The organism is Nocardia sp. NPDC050799 (assembly GCF_040654015.1).
In the GTDB taxonomy this organism is placed as follows: Bacteria; Actinomycetota; Actinomycetes; order Mycobacteriales; family Mycobacteriaceae; genus Nocardia.
In genome coordinates, this window is record NZ_JBFAHF010000001.1 from 234,059 (window position 1) to 259,836 (window position 25,778).

The window sequence follows — 25,778 nt, forward strand, 5'->3', positions numbered from 1 at the left end:
GCGATGCGAACCTATGTCCGTGTATTGACGGCGGCCGTCGCCGGAATGCTCGTCGTTTTCGCGCCCACCGCTGCGGCGGCCCCGGTCCCCGGCGGCTCGGCTCAGCTTCCGTTTCCGCTGACACTGCAACCGGAGGGGGTGCGGGCGCCGGCGGCGGCGCTGGCGGAGGCCGGTACCGGATTGATCGTGTGGTCGCGGCAGCCGGATATCCGCGTACCGATCGCCAGTATCACCAAGGTGATGACGGCGGTGGTCGTGCTCGAATCGGGTGATCTCGAGCGTCCGGTCACGGTGCCGCGGGCGGCCGTCGACTATGCGGCCGCCTACGGCGGAAGTACCGCCGGTCTGGTTCCCGGCGAGGTGCTCACCGCGCGCCGGCTGCTGTACGCGATGATGCTGCCTTCGGGCTGCGACGCCGCCTATGCCCTGGCCGAGGCATTCGGACCGGGTCAGGACGCTTTCATTGCCCGGATGAACGCCACTGCGCAGCGGCTGGGGATGCCGAACACGCATTTCAGCGATCCCAGCGGGCTGCCGGCCCCCGATGATTTCGCCACGTACTCCACTCCGGCGGAGTTGGTACGGCTCGGCCGGCACGCGATGGCCGATCCGGTCTTCCGGGAGATCGTCGGATCGCAGGTCCACCACCTGCCCGCCGGACCCGCGAACCGGGACCACGTCTGGGAGACCACGAACGGGCTGCTCCGTGACTATCCGGGCACCACCGGGATCAAAACCGGGTCCACGGACGCTGCCGGGACCTGCCTGTTGTTCGAAGCCACCCGGGGTGCGCAGCGGCTGATCGGCGTGGTCCTGAACAGCTCACCCGACGACCTGGCCGCCGCGGCAGGCGACGCCGCACGCATCTTGGACTGGGGTTTCGTGCCGATCCTCAGTGGGTTGCCGGTCGGCTGACCGGGCGGCCCTCCACCCGGTCCGTCGCCTGCGCCCGCACGGTGAGGTGGGTGTGCCGTGACGGGCCGGTTTCCGAACGGCCGGTAGCCGGGCCAAAGCGTCTACACCCTGGTCACCGTGCACAGCGGGATAGCCGGTACACGGCGGACAACGAACCGTCCGGTGCCTCGCCCGGCCGGGGTCCGGCTGCGCCGGTGGACGCCTTTCAGCTCCGTGGTGTTCCGTTGTTGCGGGCTTCGACTGCCTCGACCGTCTTCCGGAACGCATTCCGCAGCATGCCCCGGCCGACAGACCCGACCACGGCTCCCAGCGCCCGGCCCGTCACATTCTTCCCCTCGCGGACCACGACGACATCCACATCGGTCTTTCCGTCCGGGCGGGGTGTGAACTGGTAGGTGTGGCCGGAACGGCCACCCCACAGGTTGGAGTCGGTGGTCGTCATGACCACCCGGTGCGGGTTCGACCAGTCGTAGTGCAGGCGTTCCCAGATCCCGCGCGACCCCTCCGTGACGTCGGCGTCGGTGGGGCCGCGGGTGTGCACCTCGAGATATTTGTCCGTGCTGTTCCCGAACAGTTCCTCGCGGCCCGGCCCGAAATCGGTGAGCGCGGCGACGAACTGCTCGGGTGTCGCGTCGGTCGTTTCCGTGAAGTGGAGAGTGGCCATGGGTGCTCCTGTATTCGCGGTGGCTTCGTCTCGGTGACCAGGGACTATGCGTGTCCTTCCAGGATAGGAACCGAATGGGGTCCGGGCGAGAGCCAGCGGTGTCCCTGGACACACGGGCCGCCGGTTCGCGCCGAAATGTCAGGGGTGGGGAGTAGGCAGGGGGCATGACTGCTTCCGCCGCAGCTCGGGGCCCGGTCCGGCCCACACCGGGACCCCGCTTGCTGGACATCCGTCGCCTGTGGGCCGAACCGGACGCGCTGGCGAGCCCGCGCGGGCAGCAGGTGCGCGCGCGATTCCCCGACGCCGAGATCATCCCCGTCGCGTCCCACTGGCAGATCGACCGGTTGCACGGCAACGCGGGCAATATCGACCGCTGGATCCGGGTCAAGACCGAGGACCTGGTGCTCGGGGTCAAGAAATCGCTGACCGCCCGGGAGAACGGGCGCTCGGCCGACTGGATCGCCCCCTCGACCTCCAACGGCTGCGCGATGGCGTGCGCCTACTGCTACGTTCCCCGCCGCAAGGGGTACGCCAACCCGATCACGGTATTCACCAATATCGACAAGATCGTCGGCTACCTCGGCCGGCATGTGCGCCGGCAGGGGCCCAAGACTGTGCCGAACCAGTGCGATCCTCACGCGTGGGTCTACGACCTGGGGGAGAACAGCGACTGCTCGATCGACGCACTGGTCAGCGACAATGTCGCCGACCTGATCACGGCGTTCCGCGCCTGGCCCACCGCGAAGGCCTCGTTCGCCACCAAATACGTCAACCGCGACCTGCTCGACCTGGACCCCCGTGGCCGGACCCGGATCCGGTTCTCGCTCATGCCCGAGGCCGATTCCCGGCTGCTCGACCTGCGTACCACGCCGATTCGGCAGCGCATCGCCGCGATCGACGACTTCGTGGCGGCGGGCTACGAGGTGCACGTCAACTTCTCCCCGGTCGTCGTCCGCCCCGGCTGGGAGCGGGACTGGGTGGAACTGCTGGAACAGCTCTCGGACGGGACCGGCGCCGCTTTCCGGGCCCAGGCGGCCGCGGAGATCATCATGCTCACCCACAACGAACAGTTGCACGAGGTCAATCTCGGGTGGCATCCCAAGGCCGAGGACCTGCTCTGGCAGCCGGCCGTCCAGCAGGCCAAGCGCTCCGGTTCGGGGATGTGGAACGTGCGCTACCGCAACAGTGTGAAAGCCGCCGGGGTCGCGACCCTCACCGGCCTGATCGCCGAGCGGACGCCCTGGCTGACGGTGCGCTACGCCTTCTGAGGTGTCCGGCGACCGAGCCGCCCCCTCGGGTGCTCAGTGCGCGGCGGCGTTGCCCCGCCGGAAATGCTCCTTCGCGGATGCCAGGAAGCTCGCGACCAGCGGGCTGCGTTCGCCGCGGCGGGTGAAGACGGCGACCTGGCACAATTCGATTCCATCGATGGGGATCGCGCCCAGGTCGTCGCGGAGCGTACTGCGCCGATTGTCGACGGGCACAATGGCGAGGGTCCGCCCGTCGGCGATGACCTCGAGCTTGTCCTCGAAGATATCGACGAGCAGGGGGCCGAGGTCGCCGGGGCGGTGCTGTTCCTCGCGTTCGGCGCACCTACACGACCGGCGCCGAACGCGTCGTGGACGGCGGCGGTTCGCAGCTCTGCGAGGTGCCGATTCCGATGACCGGAACGCCGCCGGGGGTCAGCCCGCCCGGCGGCGTCCGGCATTCGGGAGTCAGACGGGGGTCGGGGCCGCGGTCACCGTGGCCGCGATGGCAGCGGCCAGTTCCGCGCCCTTGATCTCGAAATGACGGGTGAAGTACTCCAGATGTTCGGCGTGTTCGTGGAAGTGATGCGGGGTCAGAACCGCCGAGAAGACCGGTACATCGGTGTCGAGCTGTATCCGCATCAGCGCGTCCACCACGGTCGCCGCCACGAAGTCGTGCCGGTAGATACCGCCGTCCACCACCAGAGCGCAGCCCGCAATACCCGCGTACCGGCCGGTAGTGGCCAATTGTTTGATCCGCAACGGGATTTCGAAGGCGCCGGGGACTTCGAACACATCGATATCGCCGATGCCGCGCTCGGTGAGCCCGGCTCGGCAGGCCACGACGGCCCGGTCGACGATCTCGGCGTGCCACCGGGCGGCGACGAGCGCGATGCGGTTCGGTGTGGGTGACATTCTGTTCCTCCTGCTCGCTGTGTCACCCAGGGCATTGACGACGCGAACAGGAGCCACCCGCGGGCGGGCACTCCGGTGCCGCGTTCTCTTCCATCCGGACTGTGACCGTCGGCTCCGGGATCACACCGGAATCTGCTCGACCCACGGCGTCCGAGGACACCGTGGCGCTCGCGGGCTCGTGCACCGGATCCGACCGGATGCCATGACCGCCGGTGGGGAATTCCACCCCGCCCTGAGAACGTGTACGAAACGGACAGTAACAATGCCGCGACTCCGGGACAACCCGGCGGCTGTCCGCCCGGCCCCGGATGGTCATATGCGCGGGAGATGCGCGCGGTGGTCGTAGTACAGCAGGCGGTAGTCGCCGGCCTCCGCCGCCCACGCGGTGACCGAGGCGTTTCCGGCCAGCCCCTGGGCGGCGACGGCGAGCGTCCCGGCGTCGTCGAGGTGCTCGAGCAGGCGGCGCAGCAGCAGGATCACCGCGTCGTGCGCGACGATGAGTACCCGGCGGTGCCGGGAATCGGCGGCGATGCGATCGAGCACCCCCGTCACTCGGGCGGCGACATCGTGGAAGGATTCGCCGCCGGGCGGCCGGTAGCCGAGCGGGTCGGCCTGTTCGGCCGCGTACTGCTCGGGGTAGCGCTCCCGGACCTCCGAGACGGGAATATGTGCCAGTGTGCCGCGGAACCGGTCGTACAGGCGCGGGTCGGTCACCCGGCAGGGCAGCGCGACGCCCGCCGCCCGGAGTTCGGCTTCCGCGAGTTGCCAGGTCTGCACGGCCCGCCGATACGGTGAACACAGGACGATTTCGGGAAGCTGCTCGGGCGGTAGTGCGGCGGCCCAGCGTCCGAGGGCGATCGCCTGGCGCCTCCCGAGATCGGTCAGCTCGATGACCATATCGTCGGCTTCGGCGGGGGTCGCGGGCCGGACCCCGGCATTGATGGTGCTCTGGCCGTGCCGGACGGCGTAGAGCAGGCGAAGGCTCGTGTGGTCGTGAGGTGTAGCGGAATTCCCGGGCGCACCGGGAACTTCGGGGTCGGCGGGCGGCTGCGTACTCATACCCAGAGGTTGTACCGGAAGACGCCGCGGGTCCCGGATTTTCCGGATATCGAACGGAGCGGTCCGGGCCGAGCGCGCCACGCGAGATCCGGTATCACGCGGGCATGCCGACCTCGTCCGGGCTCTTGTCGTTGCGCAGCCCCCGCCAGGACGGATGCCGCAGACCTTCCCCGGTGTACTCGCGATACTCGATATCCCCCACGAGCACCGGATCCACCCAGTGCGGGGTCCCGGGGCGTCCGAAGCGTCCCGGGGTCAACGGGAAGAGCGCCTCGGAGCGGGCGATCTCGTCGAGCCGTGCTCGCAGGGCCCGGCGCGCGGCCGTCGTGAAGCCGGTGCCCACATTGCCGATGTGCACCAGCCGCCCGTCGGCGTCGTGGGCGGCGAGGATCAGCGAGCCGAATGTGGCGACCGCCGAGCCGCTGCCGGCGGTCCAGCCGGCCACGACGGCCTCGGTGGTCTTGCGGATCGGGGTCTTGATCCAGGACCGGGCACGGCTGCCGGGATGGTAGGTCGAGTCGAGGCGTTTGGAGATGATCCCCTCCAGTCCGTTGTCCCGCGCCGCGGCGAGCAACAGGTCGGCGGGGGTGCCCACCCAGTACGGCGGAGTCTGCACCGGCGCGGTGTCCAGTGCGAGAGCCTGCAAGCGTTCGCGACGCTCGAGGTAGGTCAGCCCGGTGACGTCCGCACCGGCATCGGCGAGGATGTCGAACAGGAACAGCTGTACCGGCACCGCACCGATCAGCGCCCGGCCCGGCCGTACCACGTGCATACGGCGCTGCAACAGGCGGAACGACGGCACCCCGGCGGGGGTCTGGGCGATGATCTCGCCGTCGAGGACCAGTTCCCGTCCGCCGGTCTCGCCGGTGAGTGCGGTGACGAGGTCGGGATAGGAGCCGGTGATCTCGCGGCGGTTGCGGCTGTAGAGACGGCAGTCCGCGCCCGAGCAGAGCACGATGGCGCGGACCCCGTCCCATTTCATCTCCACCGCCCAATCCGGGTCGTCGGGCGGGCGGCCCGCGGTGGCGAGCATCGGCGCCGGGACCGCCCCCCGGCCCGCGGCGCTCAGCGGCCGGCGACGCGGTAGGCGACCTCGGCCGCGGGCGCGCTCGGGCGCCACCGGAACGCCGAGGCTGCGCCCCGGCCCCGTTCGGATTCGCCCGCCATGCCTACCTCCCGCTCTACGAAGCCGGATAAAGCCTGGTCGGGCGCAGAATACGGTCTGTTCACGCGGTGGCTGGGCAGACACGCGGGATTCGCGAATGCGAGCTGGTCCAGGATCCGAGGACCGGACCGGGCTCCGGCGTCGAGTATCGGTGCGGCGTCCGAAAGCCCGGCCTATGTCTGCGCCGCGCTGCGCTCGACCGTCCGCCGATACTGTTACGGCCCCCGGGCCGGCGGTGGGCTCGGCCCGGCAACGGCGTGTCCGGCCGGATACTGCCTGTGCGGATCCTCTAGGCGATACGTTCGAAAACCGCCGCCAAGCCCTGCCCACCGCCGATGCACATGGTTTCCAGACCGTAGCGGCCCTCGCGGCGGTCCAGTTCGCGCAGCAGGGTGGCCAGGATACGGGCACCGGTGGCGCCCACCGGGTGGCCCAGGGAGATGCCCGAACCGTTGGGATTGAGGCGTTCGTCGTCGGGTTCGATCTTCCAGTTGCGCAGTACCGCGAGGGTCTGCGCGGCGAATGCCTCGTTCAGCTCGATGACCGACATATCGTCGAGCGTCAGGTCCAGTCGCGCCAAGGCCTTCTCGGTCGCGGGCACCGGCCCGATGCCCATGGTGCGCGGCGGTACTCCGGCGACGGCCCAGGAGGCGAGGCGGGCGAGTGGCCGCAGGCCCAGGGCGCGGGCGCGCGCGGCGGTGGTGACGATACAGAGCGCGGCCCCGTCGTTCTGACCGCTGGCGTTACCGGCGGTCACCGTGGCCTCCGGATCGACACCGCCGCGGATCGGCCGCAGTCTCGCCAGAGCTTCCACGGTGGTGTCGGCCCGGGGATGTTCGTCGGTGTCGACCAGGATCGGGTCCGATTTCCGCTGCGGCACCGCCACCCCGACGATCTCGTCGGCGAACCGGCCGGCCCGCTGGGCGGCGACGGCCCGCTGGTGCGACTGCACCGCCAGCGCGTCCTGCTCCGCCCGGCCGATGCAGTATTCGGCACGCAAATTTTCCGCGGTTTCGATCATGCCGCCCGGAACAGGGAAATTGCTACCACCCGCGCTGACCCGGGCCCGGGCCAGCCGGTCGTTCAGGGCGATACCGTCGCCCTTGACGCCCCAGCGCATATCGGTGGCGTAGAACTCCGCTTTGCTCATGGATTCCGTACCGCCGGCCAGCGCCAGGTCGCTGCCGCCGGTGGCGACCTGCATACACGCCTGCAGGACGGCCTGCAGGCCCGAGCCGCAGCGCCGGTCGACCTGCAGGCCGGGCACCTCGACGCCGAGCCCGGCGTCCAGTGCCGCGACCCGGCCGATCGCCGGCGCCTCGCCATTGGGGGAGGCCTGGCCGAGAACGACGTCGTCGATATGCTCCGTGGACAGGCCGGTGCGGTCGAGGAGTTCGGTGATCAGGCCGGCGGCCAGGGTTTGCGGGGCGACATCCTTGAACACCCCACCGAACCGGCCCACCGGGGTGCGCAGGGGTTCGCAGATGACGGCGTCGATCATGGCGTTCCTTCGTCGTACTCAGGCGCGGTTCTGTACCTGCGCGAGATCGGTGCTGATGGCCGCGGCCGTGGCCAGCAGTGGGGGCAGCAGGTCGGCCCGTACGCTCTCGGCGGTGTAGCGGGCGGCGTGGGTGGAGATGTTCACCGCGGCGCACACCGTGCCGGTGTGGTCGCGGATGGGGGCGGCCATCGAGCGCAACCCCTGCTCGAGTTCCTGGTCGACCAGGCAGTAGCCGGATTCCCGGGTGCGGCGTACCTGTTCGCGTAGTCCGTCGGCGGTGAGGACGGTGCGGTCGGTGAGCGGGGTGAGGCTGACTTTCGCGAGGTACTCCTCGAACGCCGCCTCGGAGAGCCCGGCCAGCAGCACCCGGCCCATCGAGGTGCTGTAGGCGGGGAAGCGCGTCCCGATGGTGATCGAGACGGTCATGATGCGGCTCACCGGTACGCGGGCCACGTAGACGATGTCCTCACCGTCGAGGATGGAGACCGAGGTCGATTCGTGTACCTGGTTGGCGAGGCTTTCCAGATGGGTTCCCGCGACCTCGGGCAGGCTCAGACTCGACAGATAGCTGTAGCCGAGTTCGAGTACCCGGGGGGTGAGCCAGAACAGTGAGCCGTCGGTGCGCACGTATCCCAGTTCCACCAGGGTCAGCAGAAAGCGGCGCGCGGTCGCCCGGGTCAGGTCGGTGGCCTTGGCGACCTCGCTGAGCGTGCGCCGGGGATGGCCGGCGTCGAAGGAGCGGATCACGGCGAGGCCGCGGCCCAGCGACTGCACGTAGTCCGGTGAGGGTTCGGTCATGGTCGATGTGTTTCCTCGTCGGCGGGTCCGGCCGCGGTGTCGTCGGCCGGGCGGGACCCGACACCGTCGGCCAGTGCCGCCTTGCCGAGTCCGAAGGCGAGGTTACTGTTCGGCACACCCGCGTAGACCGCGGTGTGCAGGAACACCTCGGCGAGCTCGGCCGGCTCGAGCCCGGCCCGCAGTGCCGCGCGGATGTGCATATCGAGCTCGTGGGTGTTGCCCACGGCGGTGAGCACGGCGAGGGTGAGCAGCCGCCGGGTGTGCTGATCCAGGCCGGGTCGGCTCCAGACATCGCCCCAGGCGGTGCGGGTGATGAAATCCTGGAACGGCTCGGTGAATTCGGTGGTCCCGGCCACGGCGCGGTCGACATGGGCGTCGCCGAGCACCGCGCGCCGCACCCGCATGCCCTGCTCGAATGCCGCGGCGCGTTCGCGCCGGCCGGCGATATGACCGGTGATCAGCGCCGACACCTGCCCGGCCTGTTCGACATTGGCCAGGTGGGCGGCGGGATCGACTACACGCAGTAAGGAATTCGCGATCCCGTCGGCCAGGTGGCGCATATCGTCGGGTGTGGTGGCCGGGTCCTGGGCACCGGCGATCACCAGGGTGGGTGCGGTGATCCGGGCGAGGTCGGGACGCCCGTCCCAGTGCGCGAGGGCGGAGCAGCAGGCGGCGTAGCCCGCGGCCGGCGTGGCGGCGACCATGGCCCGGCTGCGGGCGACGAGCTCGGGGTCACGGGAGGCGAGGCCGGTGGTGAACCAGCGGTCCACCACGGCCTCGGCGAGAGATCCGGTGCCGTCGGCGCGTACCGCGGCGGCCCGGTCGAGCCAGGCCTGCGGGGTACCGAATTTCGCGGCGGTGCAGAGCAGGGTCAGGGTGTGGACCCGGGTGGGATGGTAGGCCGCGATCCGCTGGGCGACCGCACCGCCGAGCGACAACCCGACCAGGTGGACCGCGTCGCGGCCCAGCCGGTCCAGCAGCGCGAGGACATCACCCGCGAGTTCGGCGACGGTGTAATCGCCTGCCGGAGCGGGGGATTCACCGTGCCCTCGCAGCTCGACGGCGAGTACTTCGTGGCCGGCGGCCAGCGCGGCGATCTGCGGGTCCCACATCGACCGGTCCGAACCGAGCGAGCCCAGCAGGACGACGGTCGGCGCGGCACCAGTGGGGCCGAAAGCCCGGTAGGAGAGTTCGACGCTCGTGGTCGGATCCGCTGCGGTCGACGCCATATCACTGTTCCGTTCGGTTTGTTCTCGGTCGGGTCCCCGGGTCACTGTGGCCCGGCGGCTTCGTGGGTGGCCGGACCGCCGACCTCGTCGCCGCGCTCGTCGAGGACCCGCGTGACGAAATCGGCCGCATGACCCAGATAATCGGCGGGGTCCAGCAGTTCCCGGACCCGGTCCGCGCCCAGGTATCCGACGATCTCGGGGTCGCTGTCCAATGCCGGCGGGTCGGCGGTGGCCGCGGCGGTGACGATCTCGCGCGCCCGCTCGGTGTGTTCGGACAGTGCCGCGGTCACCCGCTCGGCCAGCAGCAACCCGCCGGTGACCGCGAGATTGCGCGACATCGCCGCCGGATCGACCCGCAGTCCGGCCAGGCTCTGCGCGATCCGGTGGGCGGCGCCGCCGCTGAGACGGAGCAGTTCGGTGACGGTTTCCCATTCGGCGTGCCAGGCTCCGGCGGCACGTTGCATTTCGTGGTCCATCGCGCCGAGCGCGGTCGCCACCAGTCCGGGGACCCGCCGCGCCGCGGCGCGCGCGGTGACCGCGGCCACCGAGTTCCGTTTATGGGGCATCGCCGATGAACCGCCGGGCGAATCCTCGCTGACCTCACCGATTTCGGTCGCGGACAGCGCCACGATATCGGTGGCGATCTTGCTCACCACACCGGCGGCCACGCCCAGGGCGGTGGCGAGCTCGGCGATGGGGGTGCGGTCGGTGTGCCACGGCACCCGCTGCGGCGCCAGCCCCAATTCCGCCGCGAGCGCGTCCGCGACCGCTGGGCCGTGCGGGTACAGCGCCGCGAGAGTCCCCGCGGCACCGCCGAGCTGGACCGGCAGGTCGGCCAGCGCGGCGGTGACGGAGCCCGCCGCCCGGTCGAGTGCGGCACACCAGCCGGCCGCCAGCGCACCGAAGGTGGTGGGCAGTGCCTGCTGACCGAGGGTGCGCGCGGCCATCGGGGTGTCCCGGTGAGCGCGGGCCAGGGCCGCGGCGGAGTCCGCCGCGGCGCGCAAGTCGTCGACGACCAGCGTGCCGGCCCGCTGGGCCAGCAGCGAGAGGGCGTTGTCGAGGATGTCCTGGCTGGTGGCGCCCTTGTGGACGGCTGCCGGTGGCACGTTCGCCGCCGCGCAGGCCCGCCGCAGTTCGCCGACGAGCGGAATGACCGGGTTACCGCCGGCCACCGCGGCGCCGCCGAGCTGCTCGGGGTCCAGTCGCTCGGCCAGCTCCGGTCCGGCCGCGTCGATGGCGTCCGCGTAGTGCTCGTCGAGCACCCCGGTGGCTGCCTGGGCGCGGGCCAGTGCGCATTCGACCTGGATCAGTGCGGTGATCCAGGCGCGGTCGGACAGGGTGGCGCCCAGCTCGGCCGCCCCGAAAAGCGGATCGAACAGCTCCCCACGCGGCACTCGGATCTCCTAGAAGTGGAAGAACGGCGTCTCGGCGCCGTCCGGATCGGCGTCCTGTACGACGATGTCGAGGTGGTAACCCTCGGCGGTGGCGGTGGCGATCAGCTTGTGCCGCTGGGCCGCCGGGAGCGCGGACAGGACGGGATCGGCGGCGTTGGCGGACTCCTCGTCGGCGAAGTAGAGCCGGGTGACCAGCCGGTTGAGCATGCCGCGCGCGAAGATCGACACGTTCAGATGCGGCGCTTCGGTTTCTCCGTCGCCGACCAGGGCCCCGGGTTTCACCGTGGTGAACCGGACGGTACCGGTCGCGTCGGCGGGGCACCGGCCGAAACCGCGGAAACCGGGGTCGGTCTGCGGGCGCGGGTCGTCCGGATGCTGGAATACGCCGTCGCGATTGGCCTGCCAGACCTCCACGAGCGCGTCCGCAATCGGGGTTCGGCCCCCGTCGCTCACCGTCACTGTGACGGTAATGGCGCCGTCCGTGCCCGGGGCCACCACGTCGGGGCCGTCCGGCCAGGGCAGTCCGATATGGAGGAAGGGGCCCACGGTCTGCGACGGTGTGGGGCCGAAGTTCACCGTGGTGAAATCGCCGGTGGTACTCGGATAGCGGGGGGCGAAGTCGGTGTCATTCATCGTGGTCGTCGTCCTCCTCGAACGGGGTCGCGTCGCGACCGCGCAGCACGATGTCGAACCGGTAGCCCACCGCCCAGTTGTCGGTGGTGGCCGCGTAGTCGAATGCGCTCACCATGCGCTGGCGGGCGCCGTCGGGGACCGAGTTGTAGATGGGGTCCTGGAAGAACATCGGGTCGTCCGGAAAATACATCTGGGTGACCAGGCGCTGGGTGAAGGCGCGCCCGAACAGCGAGAAATGGATATGGGCGGGGCGCCACGCATTGTGGTGGTTGCGCCACGGATAGATGCCCGGCTTGATCGTGGTGAACGAATAGTGCCCGTCGCTGTCGGTCAGTACCCGGCCGACGCCGTCGAAATACGGGTCCAGTGGGGCCGGCCACTGGTCGCCCTGGTGCCGGTAGCGTCCGGCGGCATTGGCCTGCCAGACCTCGACCAGTGTGTTCGGTACCGGTTTGCGGTCGCTGTCGAGGACCCGGCCGTGGACGACGATGCGCTGCCCGGCCGCCTCGCCACCGCGGGTCAGCGTCAGGTCGGCGTCCGCCTCGGTGATCCGGCCTTCGCCGAGTACCGGACCGGTGAGTTCGCCGAGTCGCTGGGGGAGCAGAATCAGCGGCTGTTTCGGGTGGCGGAGGGCGGTGGTGCGGTAATCGGCGAAGTCGAGCGGTGCTTCCTCGTCCTTGTCGATACCGCGGTACGGCGGGGGCAGTTGGCGCATGCGCGACCTCGCGTTCGGGATGTGGACATTGCTACGGGATGCGAACAGCATAGGACTCGGGTTGGGCCGGATCAATCGCCATGCGCGAAGTTCACTATACGCACATGAGTTCACATTCCGCACAAATCTGGTTACTGTGGAGCGCGTGATGGACAAAGTCATTGCCACAGCCACCGAAGCGGTCGCCGATATCCCCGACGGCGCGTCCCTGGCCGTCGGCGGATTCGGGCTGGTCGGGATTCCGGAAATATTGATCAACGCGTTGCTTGCACAGGGCGCCACCGAACTGGAGGTCGTCAGCAACAACTGCGGCACCAATGGCTTCGGTCTCGGAGTCCTGCTCGCCGCCCACCGGATCCGCCGCACCATCAGCTCCTACGTCGGCGCCAACGAGGAATTCGCCCGCCAGTACCTGTCCGGCGAACTCGAGGTCGAGCTGACCCCGCAGGGCACCCTCGCCGAGCGGATGCGGGCCGGAGGCGCCGGTATTCCGGCGTTCTTCACCCCGGCCGGGGTCGGGACCCAGGTCGCCGAGGGCGGACTTCCGCTGCGCTACGACGGCGCGGGTGGGATCGCGGTGGCCTCCCCGCCGAAGGAGACCCGGGTGTTCGACGGTGTCACCTATCTGCTCGAGCGGGGGATCGTCACCGACTATGCGCTGGTCCACGCTTGGAAGGGCGATCGGCACGGCAACCTCGTCTATCGGGCCAGTGCCCGCAACTTCAACCCGCCCGCGGCCGCGGCGGGCCGGATCACCATCGCCCAGGTGGAGCATTTGGTGGAACCCGGCGAACTGGACCCCGATCAGGTGCACACCCCGGGGATCCAGGTCCAGCGGGTCGTACCCGTCGGCAAGGTCGAAGTAGGAATCGAGAACAGGACGGTGCGCGCATGACGCTGACCCGCGAACAGATGGCGGCCCGGGTCGCCGCCGAACTCGAAGACGGCCAGTACGTCAACCTCGGCATCGGGATGCCGACGCTGGTGCCCAACTATCTGCCCGGCGGCATCACCGTCGTGCTGCATTCGGAGAACGGTGTCCTCGGGGTGGGCCCGTATCCCACCGAGGACGAATTGGATCCCGAACTGATCAATGCCGGCAAGGAAACCATCACCGTGCTGCCCGGCGCCTCGTTCTTCGATTCCGCGCAGTCCTTCGGCATGATCCGCGGCGGCCAGGTCGACGTGGCGGTGCTGGGCGCCATGCAGGTCAGCGCGCGCGGCGATCTGGCCAACTGGATGATTCCGGGCAAGATGGTCAAGGGGATGGGCGGCGCCATGGACCTGGTGCACGGCGCCCGGCGGGTGATCGTGATGATGGACCACGTCTCGCGGTCGGGGGAGCCCAAGATCGTCGAAGAGTGCACTCTGCCGCTGACCGGTCTGGGCTGTGTGGACCGGATCATCACCGATATGGCCGTGCTCGACGTGACCGCGCGTGGACTGGTGCTGGTGGAAACCGCTTCCGGGGTCACTGTCGCCGAGGTCCGGGCGGCCACGGGGGCGGCCGTCGAGGTCGATGATGCACTGGTCGAACGGGTCGGCTGAGGGCAATGTCGTGAATTCGGCCTGTTCACAGGGCCGGCAGCTTGTCCATAGCCGTCCGGATCACCTCCAGGAAGAAGCGCTGAGCGGCGCTGCGTCCGGTCGCGTGCCGGGTGTAGGCGGCCACCTCGACCGGTTCGATGGGCCAGGGCAGCGCGAAGATCCGCACGGAATGGGTTCGGGCCAGCGCGCGGGCGACCCGCTCCGGGACGATCGCGACGAGTTCGCTGTCCTGCACCAAGTATGGAAGTGTCGCGAACCGGGTGACCCGGACCGCGATGCGACTTTCCAGCCGATGTTCGACCAGCGCCCGGCGCGGCCCCAGATGGCCGCTGCCGCCGTCCACGACCACATGCCGCTCTCGCTCGAGATCGGCGTGCGTCGGGGTGCCGGTGCCCAGCCGGGGGTGATCGGCGGCGACCATTGCCGCGTACCCCTCGGTGAACAGGGGTGTCCGGCGCAGCCGGGGCGAATCGAGGACCGGGCTGGCCACGATGGCGTCCATCTCGCCGCGCGCCAGCCGATCGGTGGCGGTGTCCAGGTCGAACGCCTGGACCCGCAGACCCGCCTGCGGCGCCTGGGCTGCCAGTTCGGCCAGAAGCAGCGGCAGCACCGTCACCTCGCCCAGATCCGAGAGGCCGAGGGTGAAGCGGGTGGGCCGATCCGGATCGAAGTCCGTGGTCGCCCCCAGTGTTTCGGTGACCTCCGCCAGTGCGGCGCGCAGTGGCGGGTACAGCCGTTCGGATTCCGAGGTCGGGACCAGGCCGCCGGGCCCGCGGACGAACAGTTCGTCGTCGAGCCGCCTACGCAATTTACCCAGCCCGTAGCTGACGGTCGGCTGGGTCACGCCCAGCAGATCGGCCGCGGCCGTGACGCTGCGCGTCTCGTAGAGCAGGACGAATGTCCGGACCAGATTGAGGTCCACCTCGGGTGTCATAGATCTCCTCTATTCCGCTTCAGAAAATCATCTATTGGATTTCTGATGAAGCGGAGCCTAGCGTGAGTGCCATCACAGACCGGGTCGCGTCGTCCGACCCGAAGATCAGAAGAGAACCCTCATCATGAACAAGCTGCTGTCGTGGCCGGCCGCGCTGTGCTGGCTCACCGTGCTCCTCGACGGGTACGACCTCGTCGTCCTCGGCGCGGTCATTCCGACGCTGATCGACGAGAACCACGCCGGGTTCACCGCGTCGGGCGCGACCTTCGCCGCGACCATCTCTCTGGTCGGCGTCGCCATCGGTGCCGCCGGAGTCGGTCCGCTCGCCGACCGCTACGGCCGCCGCTCGGTACTGCTGGCCTCGATCACCCTGTTCTCGGTGTTCACCATCGCGGTGCCCTGGGCCGGATCGGTGGCCGTGTTCGGTGCCTTCCGGTTGCTCGCGGGGCTCGGGCTGGGCGCCTGTATGCCGACCGCGCTCACCTTCATGGCCGAGCATATGCCCGCCTCGCGCCGGGCCTTCGCCAGCACCTTCACCATGACCGGATACCATTTCGGCGCGGTCCTGGCCTCGCTGTTCGCGCTCTGGCTCGTGCCGAACTGGGAGATCCTGTTCTATGCCGGCGGTATCGCCGGATTCCTGCTGCTGCCGCTGATGTGGTGGAAGCTACCCGAATCCGGTGCCTATCTGGCGGCCCAGGGAAAAACCGAACGCGTCGGCCCCACCGTGGTCCTGCAACCGAAGTACCTGCGCACCACCCTCGGCGTGTGGGTCGGCTCGTTCATGGGACTGCTGCTGGTCTACGGTCTCAACACCTGGCTGCCGAAACTGATGCGCGACGCCGGATACAACATGTCGACCTCGCTGACCCTGCTGCTGGTGCTGAACATCGGCGCCATCATCGGGCTGATCGTGGCGGGGACCCTGGCCGACCGGCGCGGCACCAAACCGACCATCCTGGTCTGGTTCGGCGCGGCCGCGGCGCTGCTCGCCCTGCTGAGCATCAAGGTGCCGAACACGGTGCTGCTCAATGCCCTGGTGCTGGTGACCGGCATCTTCGTCTTCTCGGCCCAGGTGCTCGTCTACGCCTACGTCACCCAGGCCTACCCGGCCGAGGTCCGCGCCACCGCGCTCGGTCTCGCCTCCGCGGTCGGCCGCCTCGGCGCCATCTTCGGGCCGAGTATCACCGGTGCGCTCATCGTGGCCGGTTCCGCCCATCCGTGGGGCTTCTACTTCTTCGCGGTGGTCGCCGCGATCGGGTTGCTCGCGCTGGCGACGGTTCCCCGCCTGGCCGCCCGGCACTCGGAACCCACGGCACCGGCACCCATCACCGGCGAGACGAAGGAGTACGCGCTGTGACCACCATTCGGACCCAGGTAGCGATTGTCGGGGCGGGCCCGGCCGGGCTGCTGCTCTCCCATCTGCTGCACCGATCCGGAATCGACTCGGTGGTCGTCGATATCCGCAGCCGGCGCGATATCGCCACCACGATCCGCGCCGGAATCCTCGAAGCGGGATCGGTGCGCACCCTGGTCGACACCGGGGTGTCCGATCGGGTGATCACCGACGGCGACCGGCACGACGGTGTGGTGTTCCGGTTCGGCGGCGAGAACCACCGCATCGACTTCCAGGAACTGGTCGGCGAATCGGTCTGGCTGTACCCGCAGAACGATGTCTTCACCGACCTGGCGGCCCGCCGGGAGACCGACGGGGGCGATGTGCGCTACGGCGTCTCCGAGACCGCGGTCGACACCTCCGGCGCACGGCCCGTGGTGTCCTTCATCGATTCCGACGGCAACCCCGGCCGGATCGAGGCGGAACTGGTCGTCGGCTCTGACGGGTCCCGCTCCATTTGCCGCAAAGCCTTCCCGGCCGGGACCCGCGGTGAATGGTTCCGCGAATACCCGTTCGCCTGGTTCGGGTTCCTCGCCGAGGCGCCCCCCTCGCATCCGGAGCTGATCTACGCGCAGTCCGAGCACGGCTTCGCGCTGGTGAGCCAGCGCACGCCCACGATGCAGCGGATGTATTTCCAGTGCGCACCCGGCGAGCGGCCCGAGGATTGGGACGACGACCGGATCTGGGCGGAGATGCGCCGCCGGGTCAACGGGAACGGGTTCGAGATCCAGGAGGGGCCGGTCAGCGCGAAGATGGTGCTGCCGTTCCGTTCCTTCGTCACCGCTCCGATGCGCTACGGCCGGTTGCTGCTCGCCGGCGATGCCGCGCACACCGTACCGCCGACCGGCGCCAAAGGGCTCAACCTGGCGCTCGCGGATGTCCGCGTACTGCACGAGGCGATCACCGATTTCCTCGCCGGCGCCGGGGACGAGGCCCTCGACCGCTACACCGACCGCGCTCTGGACCGGGTATGGAAGGCCCAGCACTTCTCCTACTGGATGACCACCATGCTCCACTCCGTGGAGGGAGCGTCTCCGTTCGATATCGCACGGCAGCGCGGCGAGCTGGCGCTGGTCACCGGTTCCCGGCACGGCGCCGCCTATCTGGCGGAGGCCTATACCGGATGGCAGCAGGCGGCCTGACCCCGATCGCTCGCCCACCCGGCCACGGTTGCCGGATCGAGCTGGCGTCGCGGACCGGGGACCGGCTGGTGCGGATTTCCGATCGAACGCAGGGCCGGTCCCGGTTCGCGCCGCCGGATGCGGCGCAATCGACACAGTCGGCGGGTGCGGCGAGGATACTCGTCCTCGCGGCCACTCCCTCCTACGCACCACACCGCACTTCAGGAGTTCCCCTATGACCACCCCCGATTCGGCCACCACCACGTGGCGCGACGCGCTGTTCGACGGCGCGTTCCGGCCCGTCTCCCGCACCCTGACCGTGGTCTCGCCGGCCACCGCCGCGGTACTCGACACCGTGGGCGAAGCCGGGACCGCCGAACTGGAGACAGCGGTGCGCTCGGCGACGGCGGCGCACCAGGACTGGGCGGCCCGTACCTACGACGAACGAGTGGCCGTCCTGCTGCGCGCGGCGCAGCTGCTGGGCGAGAACCCGGACCGGCTCGGTTCCTGGCTGGTCGCCGAAGCCGGTTCGGGACAGGCGAAGGCGGCCTTCGAAGTCGGCCTGGTGACGAGCGAACTGCAGGAGTCCGCGGCCCTGGCCGCGCACCCGTACGGGGAGATCCTGCGTTCCGGAAAACCGCGCCTGTCGCTGGCCCGCCGGATTCCGGTGGGGGTCGTGGGGGTGATCTCGCCGTTCAACTTTCCCGCCATCCTGTCGATGCGGTCGGTCGCCCCGGCGCTGGCCCTGGGTAACACGGTGATCCTCAAACCGGATCCGCGGACCCCGATCTCGGGCGGGCTGGCCCTGGCCGAATTGCTGCGGGACGCGGGGCTGCCCGCCGGGGTGCTGCACGTGCTGCCCGGTGGCGGCGCACTGGGCGCGGCGATGGTCGAACACCCGAGGATCCCGTGCCTGTCGTTCACCGGCTCCACGGCCGCCGGCCGCCGGATCGCCGCGGCGGCCGGGCCGCTGCTCAAGAAACTGCACCTCGAGCTGGGCGGGAACAATGCGCTGCTGGTGCTACCCGATGCGGATGTGCAGGCGGCCGCGTCGGCGGGCGCCTGGGGCTCGTTCCTGCACCAGGGGCAGATCTGCATGACCACCGGCCGGCATCTCGTGCACCGGTCCGTCGCCGAGGAGTATGTGGCCGCCCTGGTGGACAAAGCGCGGCACATTCCGGTGGGCGATCCCATCGACCCGGGCAACGCGCTGGGACCGATCATCGATGCCGGTCAGCGCGACCGGGTCCACGGACTGGTCACCGCGGCCGTCGAGGCCGGCGCGACGGTGGCCGCGGGCGGGCAGTTCACGGATCTGTTCTATCGGCCGACCGTTCTCACCGGCCTCACCCCGGACAATCCTGCCTGGACCGAGGAGATCTTCGGCCCGGTGGCGCCGGTCCTGGTCTACGACACGGTCGAGGAAGCCGTGGATATCATCAATGCCTCCGAGTACGGCCTGTCCGTGGGCATCCTCACCGGCGACGCGTTCAAGGCCTACGAACTCGCCGACCGGATCGTCTCGGGCGCCGTGCACATCAACGATCAGACCGTGGACGACGAGGCGCCGATCCCGTTCGGCGGGCTGAAGGCCTCCGGAGTCGGCGGCCGTTTCGGCGGGCCGACCGCCAACCTCGATACCTTCACCGAAACCCAGTGGATCACTGTGCAATCCGAGACCCAGCGGTACCCGTTCTGATCCGTCCGCGCACGCCGCGGGGGTCACGCCAGCAGGGCCTTGGTCTCCACCGCGTTCGGGGCGGCCAGTACCTCCGCGGTACGGCCCTGTTCGACGACGGCGCCATGACCGAGGACCACGATGTGCGGGCAATAGGCGGCGATCACGGCCATATCGTGGCTGATGACGAGGGCGCCGATGCCGCGGGTGTGCCGGGTGCGCTCGATCAGGTCCATGATCGACCGGGCGGTCCGGTCGTCGAGCGCCGAGGTTACCTCGTCGCAGATGAGAATGTCGGGCTCGGCGCCGAGTGCGCGGGCGATGGCGACACGCTGGCGCTGGCCGCCGGACAGCGCGCCGGGGTAGCGGTGCAGCAGATCGGGCGCGAGGTCGACGCTGCGCAGCAGGCCGGCCGCGCGCTCGGCGATCTCGGAACGGGCGGTGTTCCCGGTCAGCCGTAGTGGTCGCGACAGTGCTTGCAGGACCGTGTGTTTCGGGTTCAGCGTGGACAGTGGGTTCTGTGGGATCAATTGGATGCGGCGCCGGTCGCGCCTGGTTCGGCGGGCCCGGCCGACAGCCAGTGGGCGGCCGTCGACCACGAGGTGGCCGGTGGCCTCGGTGTGTATGCCGGTGAGCGCCCGCGCCAGTGTGGTTTTCCCGGCCCCGGACGGCCCGGCGAGCGCCACCGAGCCGCCGGCCGGGATCGTGAGATCTACGGAGCTGAGCAGGCGGGTGCGCCCGGCCGTCGCGGAGATCGCGGCTGCTTCCAGTGCGGGTGGCCCGGAGCTCGGTGGCTCTGCGGTGCGGGCGGCGAGCCGAGTCAATGCGGTCCGTGATTCGCCCAGTTCGACGACCTCGTCGGCGAGGCGGTGCAGGATCTCGGTGTGGTGCCCGGAGACCACCAGCGCGAGTTTGTCCTCGGTGGCCAGCGAGCGTAGGAGGTCGGCGATCACATTGCGCAGGTTTCCGTGGAGACCGGCGAGTGGTTCATCGGCCACCAGGACGCCCACCTCGCGCACGAGGGCGATGGCGAGCGCGACTCGCCGCTGTTCGCCGCCGGACAATTCGCCGGGCCGCCGGCGCAGGAAGGATTCGGGCAGGTCCACCCGGGCGAGGGCGGCGCGGAGCATGCTGTCGCTCGGCCGGGACGCTGCTTCCTCGAGCAGGGTGCGCACACGCATGACGGGGTTGAGTGCGGCGCCGGGGTCCTGATCGACGAATGCGATGTTTCGCCGCCGGAAGTGCTGCCGCGCGGCAGCACTCAGGGCGAAGACGTCCTGCCCGGCGACGTGCACGGTGCCATGCGTTCGGGTGGCGCCCTGGGCCAGGTGCCCGAGCAGAGCCCGCATCAGCGTGGTCTTGCCGGTCCCGGAAGGCCCGGTCAACGCGGCCACGGTGCCCGGCGCTACCCGCAGCGATATCGGTGCCAGTAGTTCGGCACCGGACAGTGCGTGGATCGACAGATCGTCGACGACTACGCCGCCGCTCATATCGGCCGTTCCCCGGCAAAGGCGGTCACGGCACTGTTGACGCTCACTGCCAGCAGACCGATCGCCAGGCTCGGAGCCAGCACGGCCGCTGGATTGAGCAGTATTCCCGACGCGTTCTCCCGGACCATTACCGCCCAGTTGGCGGCACCCAGCGAGGTGGGCAACTGCAGAAACGACACCGTGCTGACGATGTAGATGGCTTCCACGAACCGCAAACCGAGCTGGGTGAGCAATGTGTGACGCAGATTCGGCAGCAATTCGCGGAACACCAGGTAGCCCGGGCGTTCTCCGCGCGCGCGGGCGGCCTCGACGAAGCCCGCCCGCGCGACACCACTCGCGGCCGCGGCGAATACGCGTGCCGAGTAGGGTGTTCCCGCAACGACGGCGACGGTGATCAGGCCCCCGGTACCGGACTCGGGCCAGGACAGCATGAACAGCAGAATCGCCAGCACCGGCGGCAGCAGCATGCACAGGTCCGCGGCGCGTTCGATCCACGCGCCCGCTCGGCTGTACAACGCGGCCGTCGAACCCAGGACGGCCGCGCAGGTGGTGACCAGGCCGGCGATGACCGCGGCGAGCACCAGCAACCCCCAGCCGCCGTGCAGCAACTGACTCGTGACGTCCTGGCCGACCCGGTCGCCACCCAACCAGGCGGTGGTGCTGGGCGTTTCGAACGCGATGCCCACGGGATAGTCGACCGGATGCGGGGCGAGGAAGGGACCGGCCACCGCGAGCGCGGCGATCAGGACTGCGGGGGACACGGCCGCCGCGACGCGCCGGCGGGTGAGCACTGGCATCATCGCCGGCCCCGGTTCGCCCAGATGCGGATGCCGTCGGCCGCCAGCAGTACACACATGATCGTCGTGCCGGTGAGCGCCACGATCGCGGCCACCAGCGCCGTATCGCGGTCGGAGACGGAACCGGCGATCAGCGCACCCACGCCCGGGTAGTTGAATATCGTCTCCACGACGAGAGCGCCGCCGAACAGGGTGCCCACGGAGGTCGCGAAGGACGCCGCGATGGCCGGGAGCGCGAACGGAACCACATGCCGGAGCAGGACCGTCCGCTCCGGTAGTCCGTTCAGGAGGGCGTTGTCGACATGGGGAGCCGTCGCCGCGTCGAGCACCGCGCCCCGGACGACACGTGCGTTCCACGCCGCCTGCGGTACGGCCAGCGCGACGACCGGCAGTACCAGCATGTCCGGGCTCGCCGGGTAGCCCGATCGATCGGTGAAGGTCACCGAGGGAAGGACACCCAGCCACAGCGAGAACACCAGCACGAGGACGATCGCTACGACGAACTCCGGGATCGCGGTGGCGAAGGCCGTACCCGGTTGCAGTACCCGGGCCGCGAGACCGGAGGGCCGCGCCGCCCACCACATCCCGCACAGCAATGCGACCGCCACGGTGACCAGCATGGCGATCGATGCCAGCAACAGTGTCTGAGGGAAGTTCTCGGCCAGCAACTCGTTCACCGACTGTCCATGAGCGGTGGTACCGAAATCACCCGTCAGCGCACCGGTGAACCAGGACCAGAAACGCTCCGGCAGTGGGCGGTCGAGACCCAGTTCGTGTTCTTTGGCGGCGATCCGATCCGCCGGCGCGTCCCGCCCGAGCACGGCGCGTGCGGCATTGCCCGGCAGCAGATCGACCACGAGGAAGACCAGGGCGAGCAGCACGAACAGCAGAGCGAGCCGGCGCGCCACCAGACCGGCGACCTTCCTCAACTCGACAACCACGCTCGTTCGAGCTGCACCCGGCCGTACCCGCCGAGATCGGGCAGTCCCTGAACCGAGGCGGCGGCGATATCGATCCCGTCGGCCATGCCCCACACGAGGTAACCGCCGCGGTCGTACTGGATCCGCTGGATCTCTCGGCTGGCCTCGATGAACTCGGCGCCGGCGGGCGCGGCGAGGGCCCGGGCGTAGGCCTTGTCGAAGGCAGGATCGGCGAAATCCGTCTCGTTCCAGGCGGTGTGCGAGGTCATGACCTTGCTGGCGAAGAACACCACCGAGTCGTTGGTGCCCCAGTTGACCGTGTAGAAAGGCGCCTGGAGCCAGGTCCGGTCGTAGAAGTCGTTGGCCTCCTGGACGACGACCTCGATCTTCAGGCCGGCGTCTCCGGCCTGGGCGGCGAAAACCCGGGCGGATTCGACTTCGCCGGCGGCCTCCTGTTTGGTCACCAGTTGGTAGGTCTTCGATGTGTCGAATCCGGCCTCCGCCAGCAGCGCCTTCGCCCGGTCGATATCGCGCGTGCGCTGCGGCAGGGACCGGTCGAAGCTCGGATCCGCAGTACCGAGAACATCATTGGCGACCGTGCCGTAACCCGACAGGACCTGGGCCACCATCGCGTCACGATCGACGATGAGACGCAGCGCCTCCCGGACCCGCGGATCGGCGAACGGCCCCTCGGAGGTACGCATCGCGATGGCCACCGCGACATCGTCCGGCCGCCGGACGACCTTCAGATCACCCCGGCGTTCCGCGGTGCGCCCGGCCACCGCGCCGACACTGGAAGCCAGATCGATCTGACCGGCCATGATCGCGTTCGACATCGACTCCGGGCTCTCGAACAAGGTGACCTCTATCGCGTCGAGCAGGGGCGGGCCGCCGTGCCACGCCTCGTTGCGTACCAGCCGCGCGTTGCCGCGGTCGAAGGATTCGAGCCGGAACGGCCCGCTGCCCACAGCCTTGGTGAAATCGGTGGTGCTCTCGGGCACCACGAATGTCATCATCCGCAGCAGCAGCGGCAGCTGACTGTTCGGCGCGGCGCAGGTAAGCGCCACCGCGTCCGGGCCCGCGGACCGGATATCGGCCACCGAGGACACCGGAACCTTGGTTTCCCCGGCCATCTCGCGCAGCCGGCGAAGCGACCACACCACATCCGCCGAGGTCACCGGCCGGCCGTCATGGAAACTCGCGCCTTCGGCGAGAGTGAAAGTCCAATGCCGCTGATCTTTGTCCGCCTCCCACCGAGCCGCCAGTCGCGGGGCCACATTGGGATCGGCGCCGGGCACGGTCAGCGGATCGTAGAGGAGCGACATGATCAGGAAATCGCTGTCGTTGCTCAGCGTGGCGTGCGGGTCGCGCTCGATCTTCGACGACTTACCCAGCGCCCCGACGCGTAGCGTCCCGCCGGGCCTGGGCGGACCACTGGCGCCGACACTCGAACCGGGAGAACCGCTTCCGCACGCCGCGACCGCCAATATCGCGCTCACGCCGAGGCCGGCCCGGAGCAGTCGGCGCCTGTTGATATCCACTACCCGACCTCGTCCGCTCGCCCGATCAGAGGTTAGCCTCTGCTAACTCGATTGAGGTTATCGTGCTGCGCACACCGGGACAACAGCTTTGGCCGGTCGGTGCGACGCAGACGGGAGCGCCCCGGTGGGGCACCCACGGCGGTGGTGAGGGCCGCCCGGCATACTCGGCGGGTGGCGAACGACGAGATCTGCGGTACCGCGGTGGCCCCGGACACCGCGGTACTGGACGACCCGGTGGGCGAATCGCTGCGCGGACGCCATGCGCCTCTGGCCCGCCGGATCGGCCGGGTCCGCACGTACCTGCCCGAAGTCGCGACCTTCGCGGCGGTCGGTACGGATCCGGATCCGCGGGATTGGGCCGCTCTCGCGCGGCTGCTCGGGCCGGGCGAACTCGCCGATATGTTCAGCTGTGCGGCGCCCCCGCCCCCGGCCTGGGAAGAGGTCTTCACACTCGCGGGCCGGCAGATGATCTTCTCCGGCGGCGGCCTGCCCGCGCCCGGGCCCGATCGCGGGATGGTCGAACTGGGTGTGGACGACGTGCCCGACATGCTCGACCTCGTCGCGCGCACCCGGCCCGGCCCGTTCCGGCCGCGCACCCGGGAACTCGGCACCTACCTCGGTATCCGCGACAGCGGCCGGCTGGTGGCCATGGCGGGTGAACGACTCCGGCCACCGGGATGGACCGAGATCAGCGCCGTCTGTACCGCTTCCGAGGCGCGGGGGCAGGGCCATGCTGCCCGCCTGGTCCGTGCGCTCATCGCCCGGATCGAGGCTCGCGGCGAACGTCCTTTTCTGCATGTCGCGGAAGGGAACGCGGGCGCGATCGCCCTCTATGAGCGGCTCGGATTCCGGACCCGCGTATCCGTGACCTTCCGCGGGTATCGCATCCCGTAGCCTCCGCAGCCTCCGCGCGCGCGTTGCGCCCCCGGGCTGCCCGGGTGGGTCGCGTGGCCGGCGCTACGCGGCCGGGCGGGAGCTACCCGGTCTCGTCGACCCCGTTCGTAAAGCCGCCGGTGGTCGAGGCCGCCGGCCCTCCAGTCGCGCGCCCCTCCGTATCGGAGCGGCAGCCGTTCTGCCGGGCTGCGTCGACTGTTGGTTGCGTGATATTTCCTACCGACACCACTTGCACTGTCCTGCGGAGAGTGCTAAAAATTATCTCTGTCAGATGACAGAGATAATCTTAGTTCCCTTCGACAGTGAATGGAGTGAACTGGAAGTGGCGACCATGCTGATGCGCACCGATCCCTTCCGCGACCTGGACCGCCTGACCCAGCAGGTATTCGGTACGCCCGCACGTCCGGCGGTGATGCCGATGGACGCCTGGCGGGAAGGCGACGAATTCTTCGTGGAACTGGACCTGCCCGGGATCGACCCGGATTCACTGGACCTGGATGTCGAACGCAACGTGGTGACGGTGCGTGCGTCGCGGCCGGAGCTGAACTCGAACCGGTCCATGATCGCGGCCGAACGCACCCGCGGGGTGTTCAGCCGGCAGCTGTTCCTCGGCGAGAACCTCGATACCGAGGCGATCCGGGCCGACTACCGCGACGGCGTCCTGCGGTTGGTGATTCCGGTTTCGGAGAAGGCCAAACCGCGCAAGATCGAGGTCGCACGCCACGACAGCGAGCCTCAGGCGATCACCGCCTGACGGTTCGGCCGGAGCATCCGTGCCGAGGAGTACGAGAGGTCCGGCCGCCGCCGCGCATCCGAACTGTCCTACTCCCTCCCGCGGCCGGGCCCGGCACATTCGCCGGGCCCGGCCCCGCTAGCCAGGAGTCACCCGCATGTCAGCCAGGAATGCTGTGACGACCACTACTGCTGCCGCTGCCGTGACCACCGGGCCCGTCGCCACCGGCGACTCGTCGCCGGCTCGGGTCGGCCAGGGCGCCATAGACGTGCAATGGCCCGACCCCAGCCCGCTGCAGAGCTGGTGGACCGAGATCATGGACGGCGTCTCGATGCCCTGTCCCCGCAGGGCCGCCTGAGCCGCTGTTGTCCTGAAGGGGGTCGAGCCGTGGCGATATCCGCATGCCGGCGCCCCGGGTCGTCCGGTGCCCGGCAGCCGCGGGGGCGCCCGGCCACCGGGCAACCGATGCCGAATCGATTCCGCATACCTGATTA

Annotated in this window: 26 protein-coding genes and 1 riboswitch; of the genes, 10 read left to right on the top strand and 16 right to left on the bottom strand. The window is 69.7% G+C overall.

What is annotated here, in order from left to right; genetic code table 11:
- The first annotated feature begins 3 nt into the window (after nt 1-3).
- The gene (locus AB0H42_RS01090) at nt 4-915 is read left to right on the top strand and encodes a serine hydrolase (RefSeq protein ID WP_357047882.1); all 912 of its coding nucleotides are present in this window, start codon (nt 4-6) and stop codon (nt 913-915) included.
- Nucleotides 916-1,120: 205 nt separating this feature from the next.
- On the opposite strand, the gene AB0H42_RS01095 is transcribed toward AB0H42_RS01090, so the two are convergent.
- Nucleotides 1,121-1,579, bottom strand: coding sequence for an SRPBCC family protein (locus tag AB0H42_RS01095; RefSeq protein WP_357047885.1), 459 nt, complete (start codon nt 1,577-1,579; stop codon nt 1,121-1,123).
- Between the two features lie 164 nt (nt 1,580-1,743).
- Between AB0H42_RS01095 and AB0H42_RS01100 the strand changes: the two genes are divergently transcribed.
- The gene (locus tag AB0H42_RS01100) at nt 1,744-2,847 is read left to right on the top strand and encodes a spore photoproduct lyase family protein (RefSeq protein WP_357047888.1); all 1,104 of its coding nucleotides are present in this window, start codon (nt 1,744-1,746) and stop codon (nt 2,845-2,847) included.
- Between the two features lie 33 nt (nt 2,848-2,880).
- Here AB0H42_RS01100 and AB0H42_RS01105 read toward each other — a convergent pair whose 3' ends face one another.
- From AB0H42_RS01105 to pcaH, 10 genes are all read right to left on the bottom strand, one after another.
- Nucleotides 2,881-3,060: a hypothetical protein gene (locus AB0H42_RS01105; RefSeq protein ID WP_357047890.1), complete on the bottom strand. Its 180-nt coding sequence runs from the start codon at nt 3,058-3,060 to the stop codon at nt 2,881-2,883.
- A 231-nt stretch (nt 3,061-3,291) separates the two neighbouring features.
- The gene (locus AB0H42_RS01110) at nt 3,292-3,738 is read right to left on the bottom strand and encodes a 6,7-dimethyl-8-ribityllumazine synthase (protein ID WP_357047893.1); all 447 of its coding nucleotides are present in this window, start codon (nt 3,736-3,738) and stop codon (nt 3,292-3,294) included.
- Between the two features lie 78 nt (nt 3,739-3,816).
- Nucleotides 3,817-3,982: riboswitch (FMN riboswitch) on the bottom strand.
- A 68-nt stretch (nt 3,983-4,050) separates the two neighbouring features.
- Nucleotides 4,051-4,797: a histidine phosphatase family protein gene (locus AB0H42_RS01115; RefSeq protein WP_357047896.1), complete on the bottom strand. Its 747-nt coding sequence runs from the start codon at nt 4,795-4,797 to the stop codon at nt 4,051-4,053.
- Between the two features lie 94 nt (nt 4,798-4,891).
- A complete protein-coding gene (ligD, locus tag AB0H42_RS01120) occupies nt 4,892-5,830 on the bottom strand; it encodes a non-homologous end-joining DNA ligase (protein WP_357047899.1) in 939 nt (312 codons plus the stop codon).
- A 421-nt stretch (nt 5,831-6,251) separates the two neighbouring features.
- The gene (locus AB0H42_RS01125; RefSeq protein ID WP_357047902.1) at nt 6,252-7,463 is read right to left on the bottom strand and encodes an acetyl-CoA C-acetyltransferase; all 1,212 of its coding nucleotides are present in this window, start codon (nt 7,461-7,463) and stop codon (nt 6,252-6,254) included.
- 18 nt (nt 7,464-7,481) lie between these two features.
- Nucleotides 7,482-8,261: an IclR family transcriptional regulator C-terminal domain-containing protein gene (locus AB0H42_RS01130; RefSeq protein WP_357047905.1), complete on the bottom strand. Its 780-nt coding sequence runs from the start codon at nt 8,259-8,261 to the stop codon at nt 7,482-7,484.
- Nucleotides 8,258-9,490, bottom strand: a complete 1,233-nt coding sequence (pcaD, locus tag AB0H42_RS01135) for a 3-oxoadipate enol-lactonase (protein ID WP_357047908.1) — start codon at nt 9,488-9,490, stop codon at nt 8,258-8,260. The genes AB0H42_RS01130 and pcaD overlap by 4 nt, the downstream gene beginning before the upstream one ends.
- A gap of 41 nt (nt 9,491-9,531) precedes the next feature.
- Nucleotides 9,532-10,884 carry a lyase family protein gene (locus AB0H42_RS01140; protein ID WP_357047911.1) on the bottom strand — a complete coding sequence of 451 codons (1,353 nt, stop codon included), beginning with the start codon at nt 10,882-10,884 and terminating at the stop codon, nt 9,532-9,534.
- A 9-nt stretch (nt 10,885-10,893) separates the two neighbouring features.
- Nucleotides 10,894-11,517: a protocatechuate 3,4-dioxygenase subunit alpha gene (gene pcaG, locus AB0H42_RS01145; protein ID WP_357047914.1), complete on the bottom strand. Its 624-nt coding sequence runs from the start codon at nt 11,515-11,517 to the stop codon at nt 10,894-10,896.
- Entirely contained in the window at nt 11,510-12,232 is a 723-nt protein-coding gene (gene pcaH, locus AB0H42_RS01150; protein WP_357047917.1) for a protocatechuate 3,4-dioxygenase subunit beta, read from the bottom strand. Before pcaH ends, pcaG begins: the two co-directional genes overlap by 8 nt.
- A 148-nt stretch (nt 12,233-12,380) precedes the next feature.
- Between pcaH and AB0H42_RS01155 the strand changes: the two genes are divergently transcribed.
- Nucleotides 12,381-13,127, top strand: a complete 747-nt coding sequence (locus tag AB0H42_RS01155; RefSeq protein ID WP_357047920.1) for a CoA transferase subunit A — start codon at nt 12,381-12,383, stop codon at nt 13,125-13,127.
- Nucleotides 13,124-13,780 carry a CoA transferase subunit B gene (locus AB0H42_RS01160; RefSeq protein ID WP_357047923.1) on the top strand — a complete coding sequence of 219 codons (657 nt, stop codon included), beginning with the start codon at nt 13,124-13,126 and terminating at the stop codon, nt 13,778-13,780. Before AB0H42_RS01155 ends, AB0H42_RS01160 begins: the two co-directional genes overlap by 4 nt.
- A 25-nt stretch (nt 13,781-13,805) precedes the next feature.
- Here the strand turns inward: AB0H42_RS01160 and AB0H42_RS01165 are convergent, their stop codons facing one another.
- Nucleotides 13,806-14,714, bottom strand: coding sequence for a LysR family transcriptional regulator (locus AB0H42_RS01165; protein WP_357047926.1), 909 nt, complete (start codon nt 14,712-14,714; stop codon nt 13,806-13,808).
- A gap of 124 nt (nt 14,715-14,838) precedes the next feature.
- Here AB0H42_RS01165 and AB0H42_RS01170 point away from each other — a divergent pair, with 124 nt between their 5' ends.
- The 3 genes from AB0H42_RS01170 (at nt 14,839) to AB0H42_RS01180 (ending at nt 18,930) form a co-directional block, all read left to right on the top strand.
- Complete coding sequence (locus AB0H42_RS01170) at nt 14,839-16,074, top strand: aromatic acid/H+ symport family MFS transporter (RefSeq protein WP_357047929.1); 1,236 nt, start codon at nt 14,839-14,841, stop codon at nt 16,072-16,074.
- Entirely contained in the window at nt 16,071-17,252 is a 1,182-nt protein-coding gene (locus tag AB0H42_RS01175) for a 4-hydroxybenzoate 3-monooxygenase (RefSeq protein ID WP_357047932.1), read from the top strand. The genes AB0H42_RS01170 and AB0H42_RS01175 overlap by 4 nt, the downstream gene beginning before the upstream one ends.
- Nucleotides 17,253-17,466: 214 nt before the next feature.
- Nucleotides 17,467-18,930, top strand: coding sequence for an aldehyde dehydrogenase family protein (locus tag AB0H42_RS01180; protein ID WP_357047935.1), 1,464 nt, complete (start codon nt 17,467-17,469; stop codon nt 18,928-18,930).
- A gap of 23 nt (nt 18,931-18,953) precedes the next feature.
- Here AB0H42_RS01180 and AB0H42_RS01185 read toward each other — a convergent pair whose 3' ends face one another.
- Genes AB0H42_RS01185 through AB0H42_RS01200 form a run of 4 tightly spaced genes read right to left on the bottom strand, consistent with a single transcriptional unit; the run spans nt 18,954 to nt 23,657 of the window.
- Nucleotides 18,954-20,399 (bottom strand): ATP-binding cassette domain-containing protein, encoded by a 1,446-nt coding sequence (locus AB0H42_RS01185; protein ID WP_357047938.1) that lies wholly within the window; start codon nt 20,397-20,399, stop codon nt 18,954-18,956.
- On the bottom strand, nt 20,396-21,199 hold the full coding sequence (locus tag AB0H42_RS01190) for an ABC transporter permease subunit (RefSeq protein WP_357047941.1): 804 nt from the start codon (nt 21,197-21,199) through the stop codon (nt 20,396-20,398). The genes AB0H42_RS01185 and AB0H42_RS01190 overlap by 4 nt, the downstream gene beginning before the upstream one ends.
- Nucleotides 21,196-22,125: an ABC transporter permease gene (locus AB0H42_RS01195; RefSeq protein WP_357047943.1), complete on the bottom strand. Its 930-nt coding sequence runs from the start codon at nt 22,123-22,125 to the stop codon at nt 21,196-21,198. Before AB0H42_RS01195 ends, AB0H42_RS01190 begins: the two co-directional genes overlap by 4 nt.
- Complete coding sequence (locus AB0H42_RS01200; RefSeq protein WP_357047945.1) at nt 22,122-23,657, bottom strand: ABC transporter substrate-binding protein; 1,536 nt, start codon at nt 23,655-23,657, stop codon at nt 22,122-22,124. Before AB0H42_RS01200 ends, AB0H42_RS01195 begins: the two co-directional genes overlap by 4 nt.
- Before the next feature lie 171 nt (nt 23,658-23,828).
- On the opposite strand from AB0H42_RS01200, the gene AB0H42_RS01205 reads away from it, so the two are divergent.
- From AB0H42_RS01205 to AB0H42_RS01215, 3 genes are all read left to right on the top strand, one after another.
- The gene (locus tag AB0H42_RS01205; RefSeq protein ID WP_357047948.1) at nt 23,829-24,551 is read left to right on the top strand and encodes a GNAT family N-acetyltransferase; all 723 of its coding nucleotides are present in this window, start codon (nt 23,829-23,831) and stop codon (nt 24,549-24,551) included.
- 331 nt (nt 24,552-24,882) lie between these two features.
- A complete protein-coding gene (locus AB0H42_RS01210; RefSeq protein ID WP_357048626.1) occupies nt 24,883-25,305 on the top strand; it encodes an Hsp20 family protein in 423 nt (140 codons plus the stop codon).
- Nucleotides 25,306-25,441: 136 nt separating this feature from the next.
- Nucleotides 25,442-25,642 (top strand): hypothetical protein, encoded by a 201-nt coding sequence (locus AB0H42_RS01215; protein WP_357047951.1) that lies wholly within the window; start codon nt 25,442-25,444, stop codon nt 25,640-25,642.
- Nucleotides 25,643-25,778 lie beyond the last annotated feature (136 nt).

Coding starts and splice junctions, on each gene's coding strand:
- AB0H42_RS01090 (WP_357047882.1), top strand. CDS start 4: ATGCGAACCTATGTCCGTGTATTGACGGCGGCCGTCGCCGGAATGCTC.
- AB0H42_RS01095 (WP_357047885.1), bottom strand. CDS start 1,579: ATGGCCACTCTCCACTTCACGGAAACGACCGACGCGACACCCGAGCAG.
- AB0H42_RS01100 (WP_357047888.1), top strand. CDS start 1,744: ATGACTGCTTCCGCCGCAGCTCGGGGCCCGGTCCGGCCCACACCGGGA.
- AB0H42_RS01110 (WP_357047893.1), bottom strand. CDS start 3,738: ATGTCACCCACACCGAACCGCATCGCGCTCGTCGCCGCCCGGTGGCAC.
- AB0H42_RS01115 (WP_357047896.1), bottom strand. CDS start 4,797: ATGAGTACGCAGCCGCCCGCCGACCCCGAAGTTCCCGGTGCGCCCGGG.
- ligD (WP_357047899.1), bottom strand. CDS start 5,830: ATGCTCGCCACCGCGGGCCGCCCGCCCGACGACCCGGATTGGGCGGTG.
- AB0H42_RS01125 (WP_357047902.1), bottom strand. CDS start 7,463: ATGATCGACGCCGTCATCTGCGAACCCCTGCGCACCCCGGTGGGCCGG.
- AB0H42_RS01130 (WP_357047905.1), bottom strand. CDS start 8,261: ATGACCGAACCCTCACCGGACTACGTGCAGTCGCTGGGCCGCGGCCTC.
- pcaD (WP_357047908.1), bottom strand. CDS start 9,490: ATGGCGTCGACCGCAGCGGATCCGACCACGAGCGTCGAACTCTCCTAC.
- pcaG (WP_357047914.1), bottom strand. CDS start 11,517: ATGAATGACACCGACTTCGCCCCCCGCTATCCGAGTACCACCGGCGAT.
- pcaH (WP_357047917.1), bottom strand. CDS start 12,232: ATGCGCCAACTGCCCCCGCCGTACCGCGGTATCGACAAGGACGAGGAA.
- AB0H42_RS01155 (WP_357047920.1), top strand. CDS start 12,381: ATGGACAAAGTCATTGCCACAGCCACCGAAGCGGTCGCCGATATCCCC.
- AB0H42_RS01160 (WP_357047923.1), top strand. CDS start 13,124: ATGACGCTGACCCGCGAACAGATGGCGGCCCGGGTCGCCGCCGAACTC.
- AB0H42_RS01165 (WP_357047926.1), bottom strand. CDS start 14,714: ATGACACCCGAGGTGGACCTCAATCTGGTCCGGACATTCGTCCTGCTC.
- AB0H42_RS01170 (WP_357047929.1), top strand. CDS start 14,839: ATGAACAAGCTGCTGTCGTGGCCGGCCGCGCTGTGCTGGCTCACCGTG.
- AB0H42_RS01180 (WP_357047935.1), top strand. CDS start 17,467: ATGACCACCCCCGATTCGGCCACCACCACGTGGCGCGACGCGCTGTTC.
- AB0H42_RS01185 (WP_357047938.1), bottom strand. CDS start 20,399: ATGAGCGGCGGCGTAGTCGTCGACGATCTGTCGATCCACGCACTGTCC.
- AB0H42_RS01190 (WP_357047941.1), bottom strand. CDS start 21,199: ATGATGCCAGTGCTCACCCGCCGGCGCGTCGCGGCGGCCGTGTCCCCC.
- AB0H42_RS01210 (WP_357048626.1), top strand. CDS start 24,883: ATGCTGATGCGCACCGATCCCTTCCGCGACCTGGACCGCCTGACCCAG.
- AB0H42_RS01215 (WP_357047951.1), top strand. CDS start 25,442: ATGTCAGCCAGGAATGCTGTGACGACCACTACTGCTGCCGCTGCCGTG.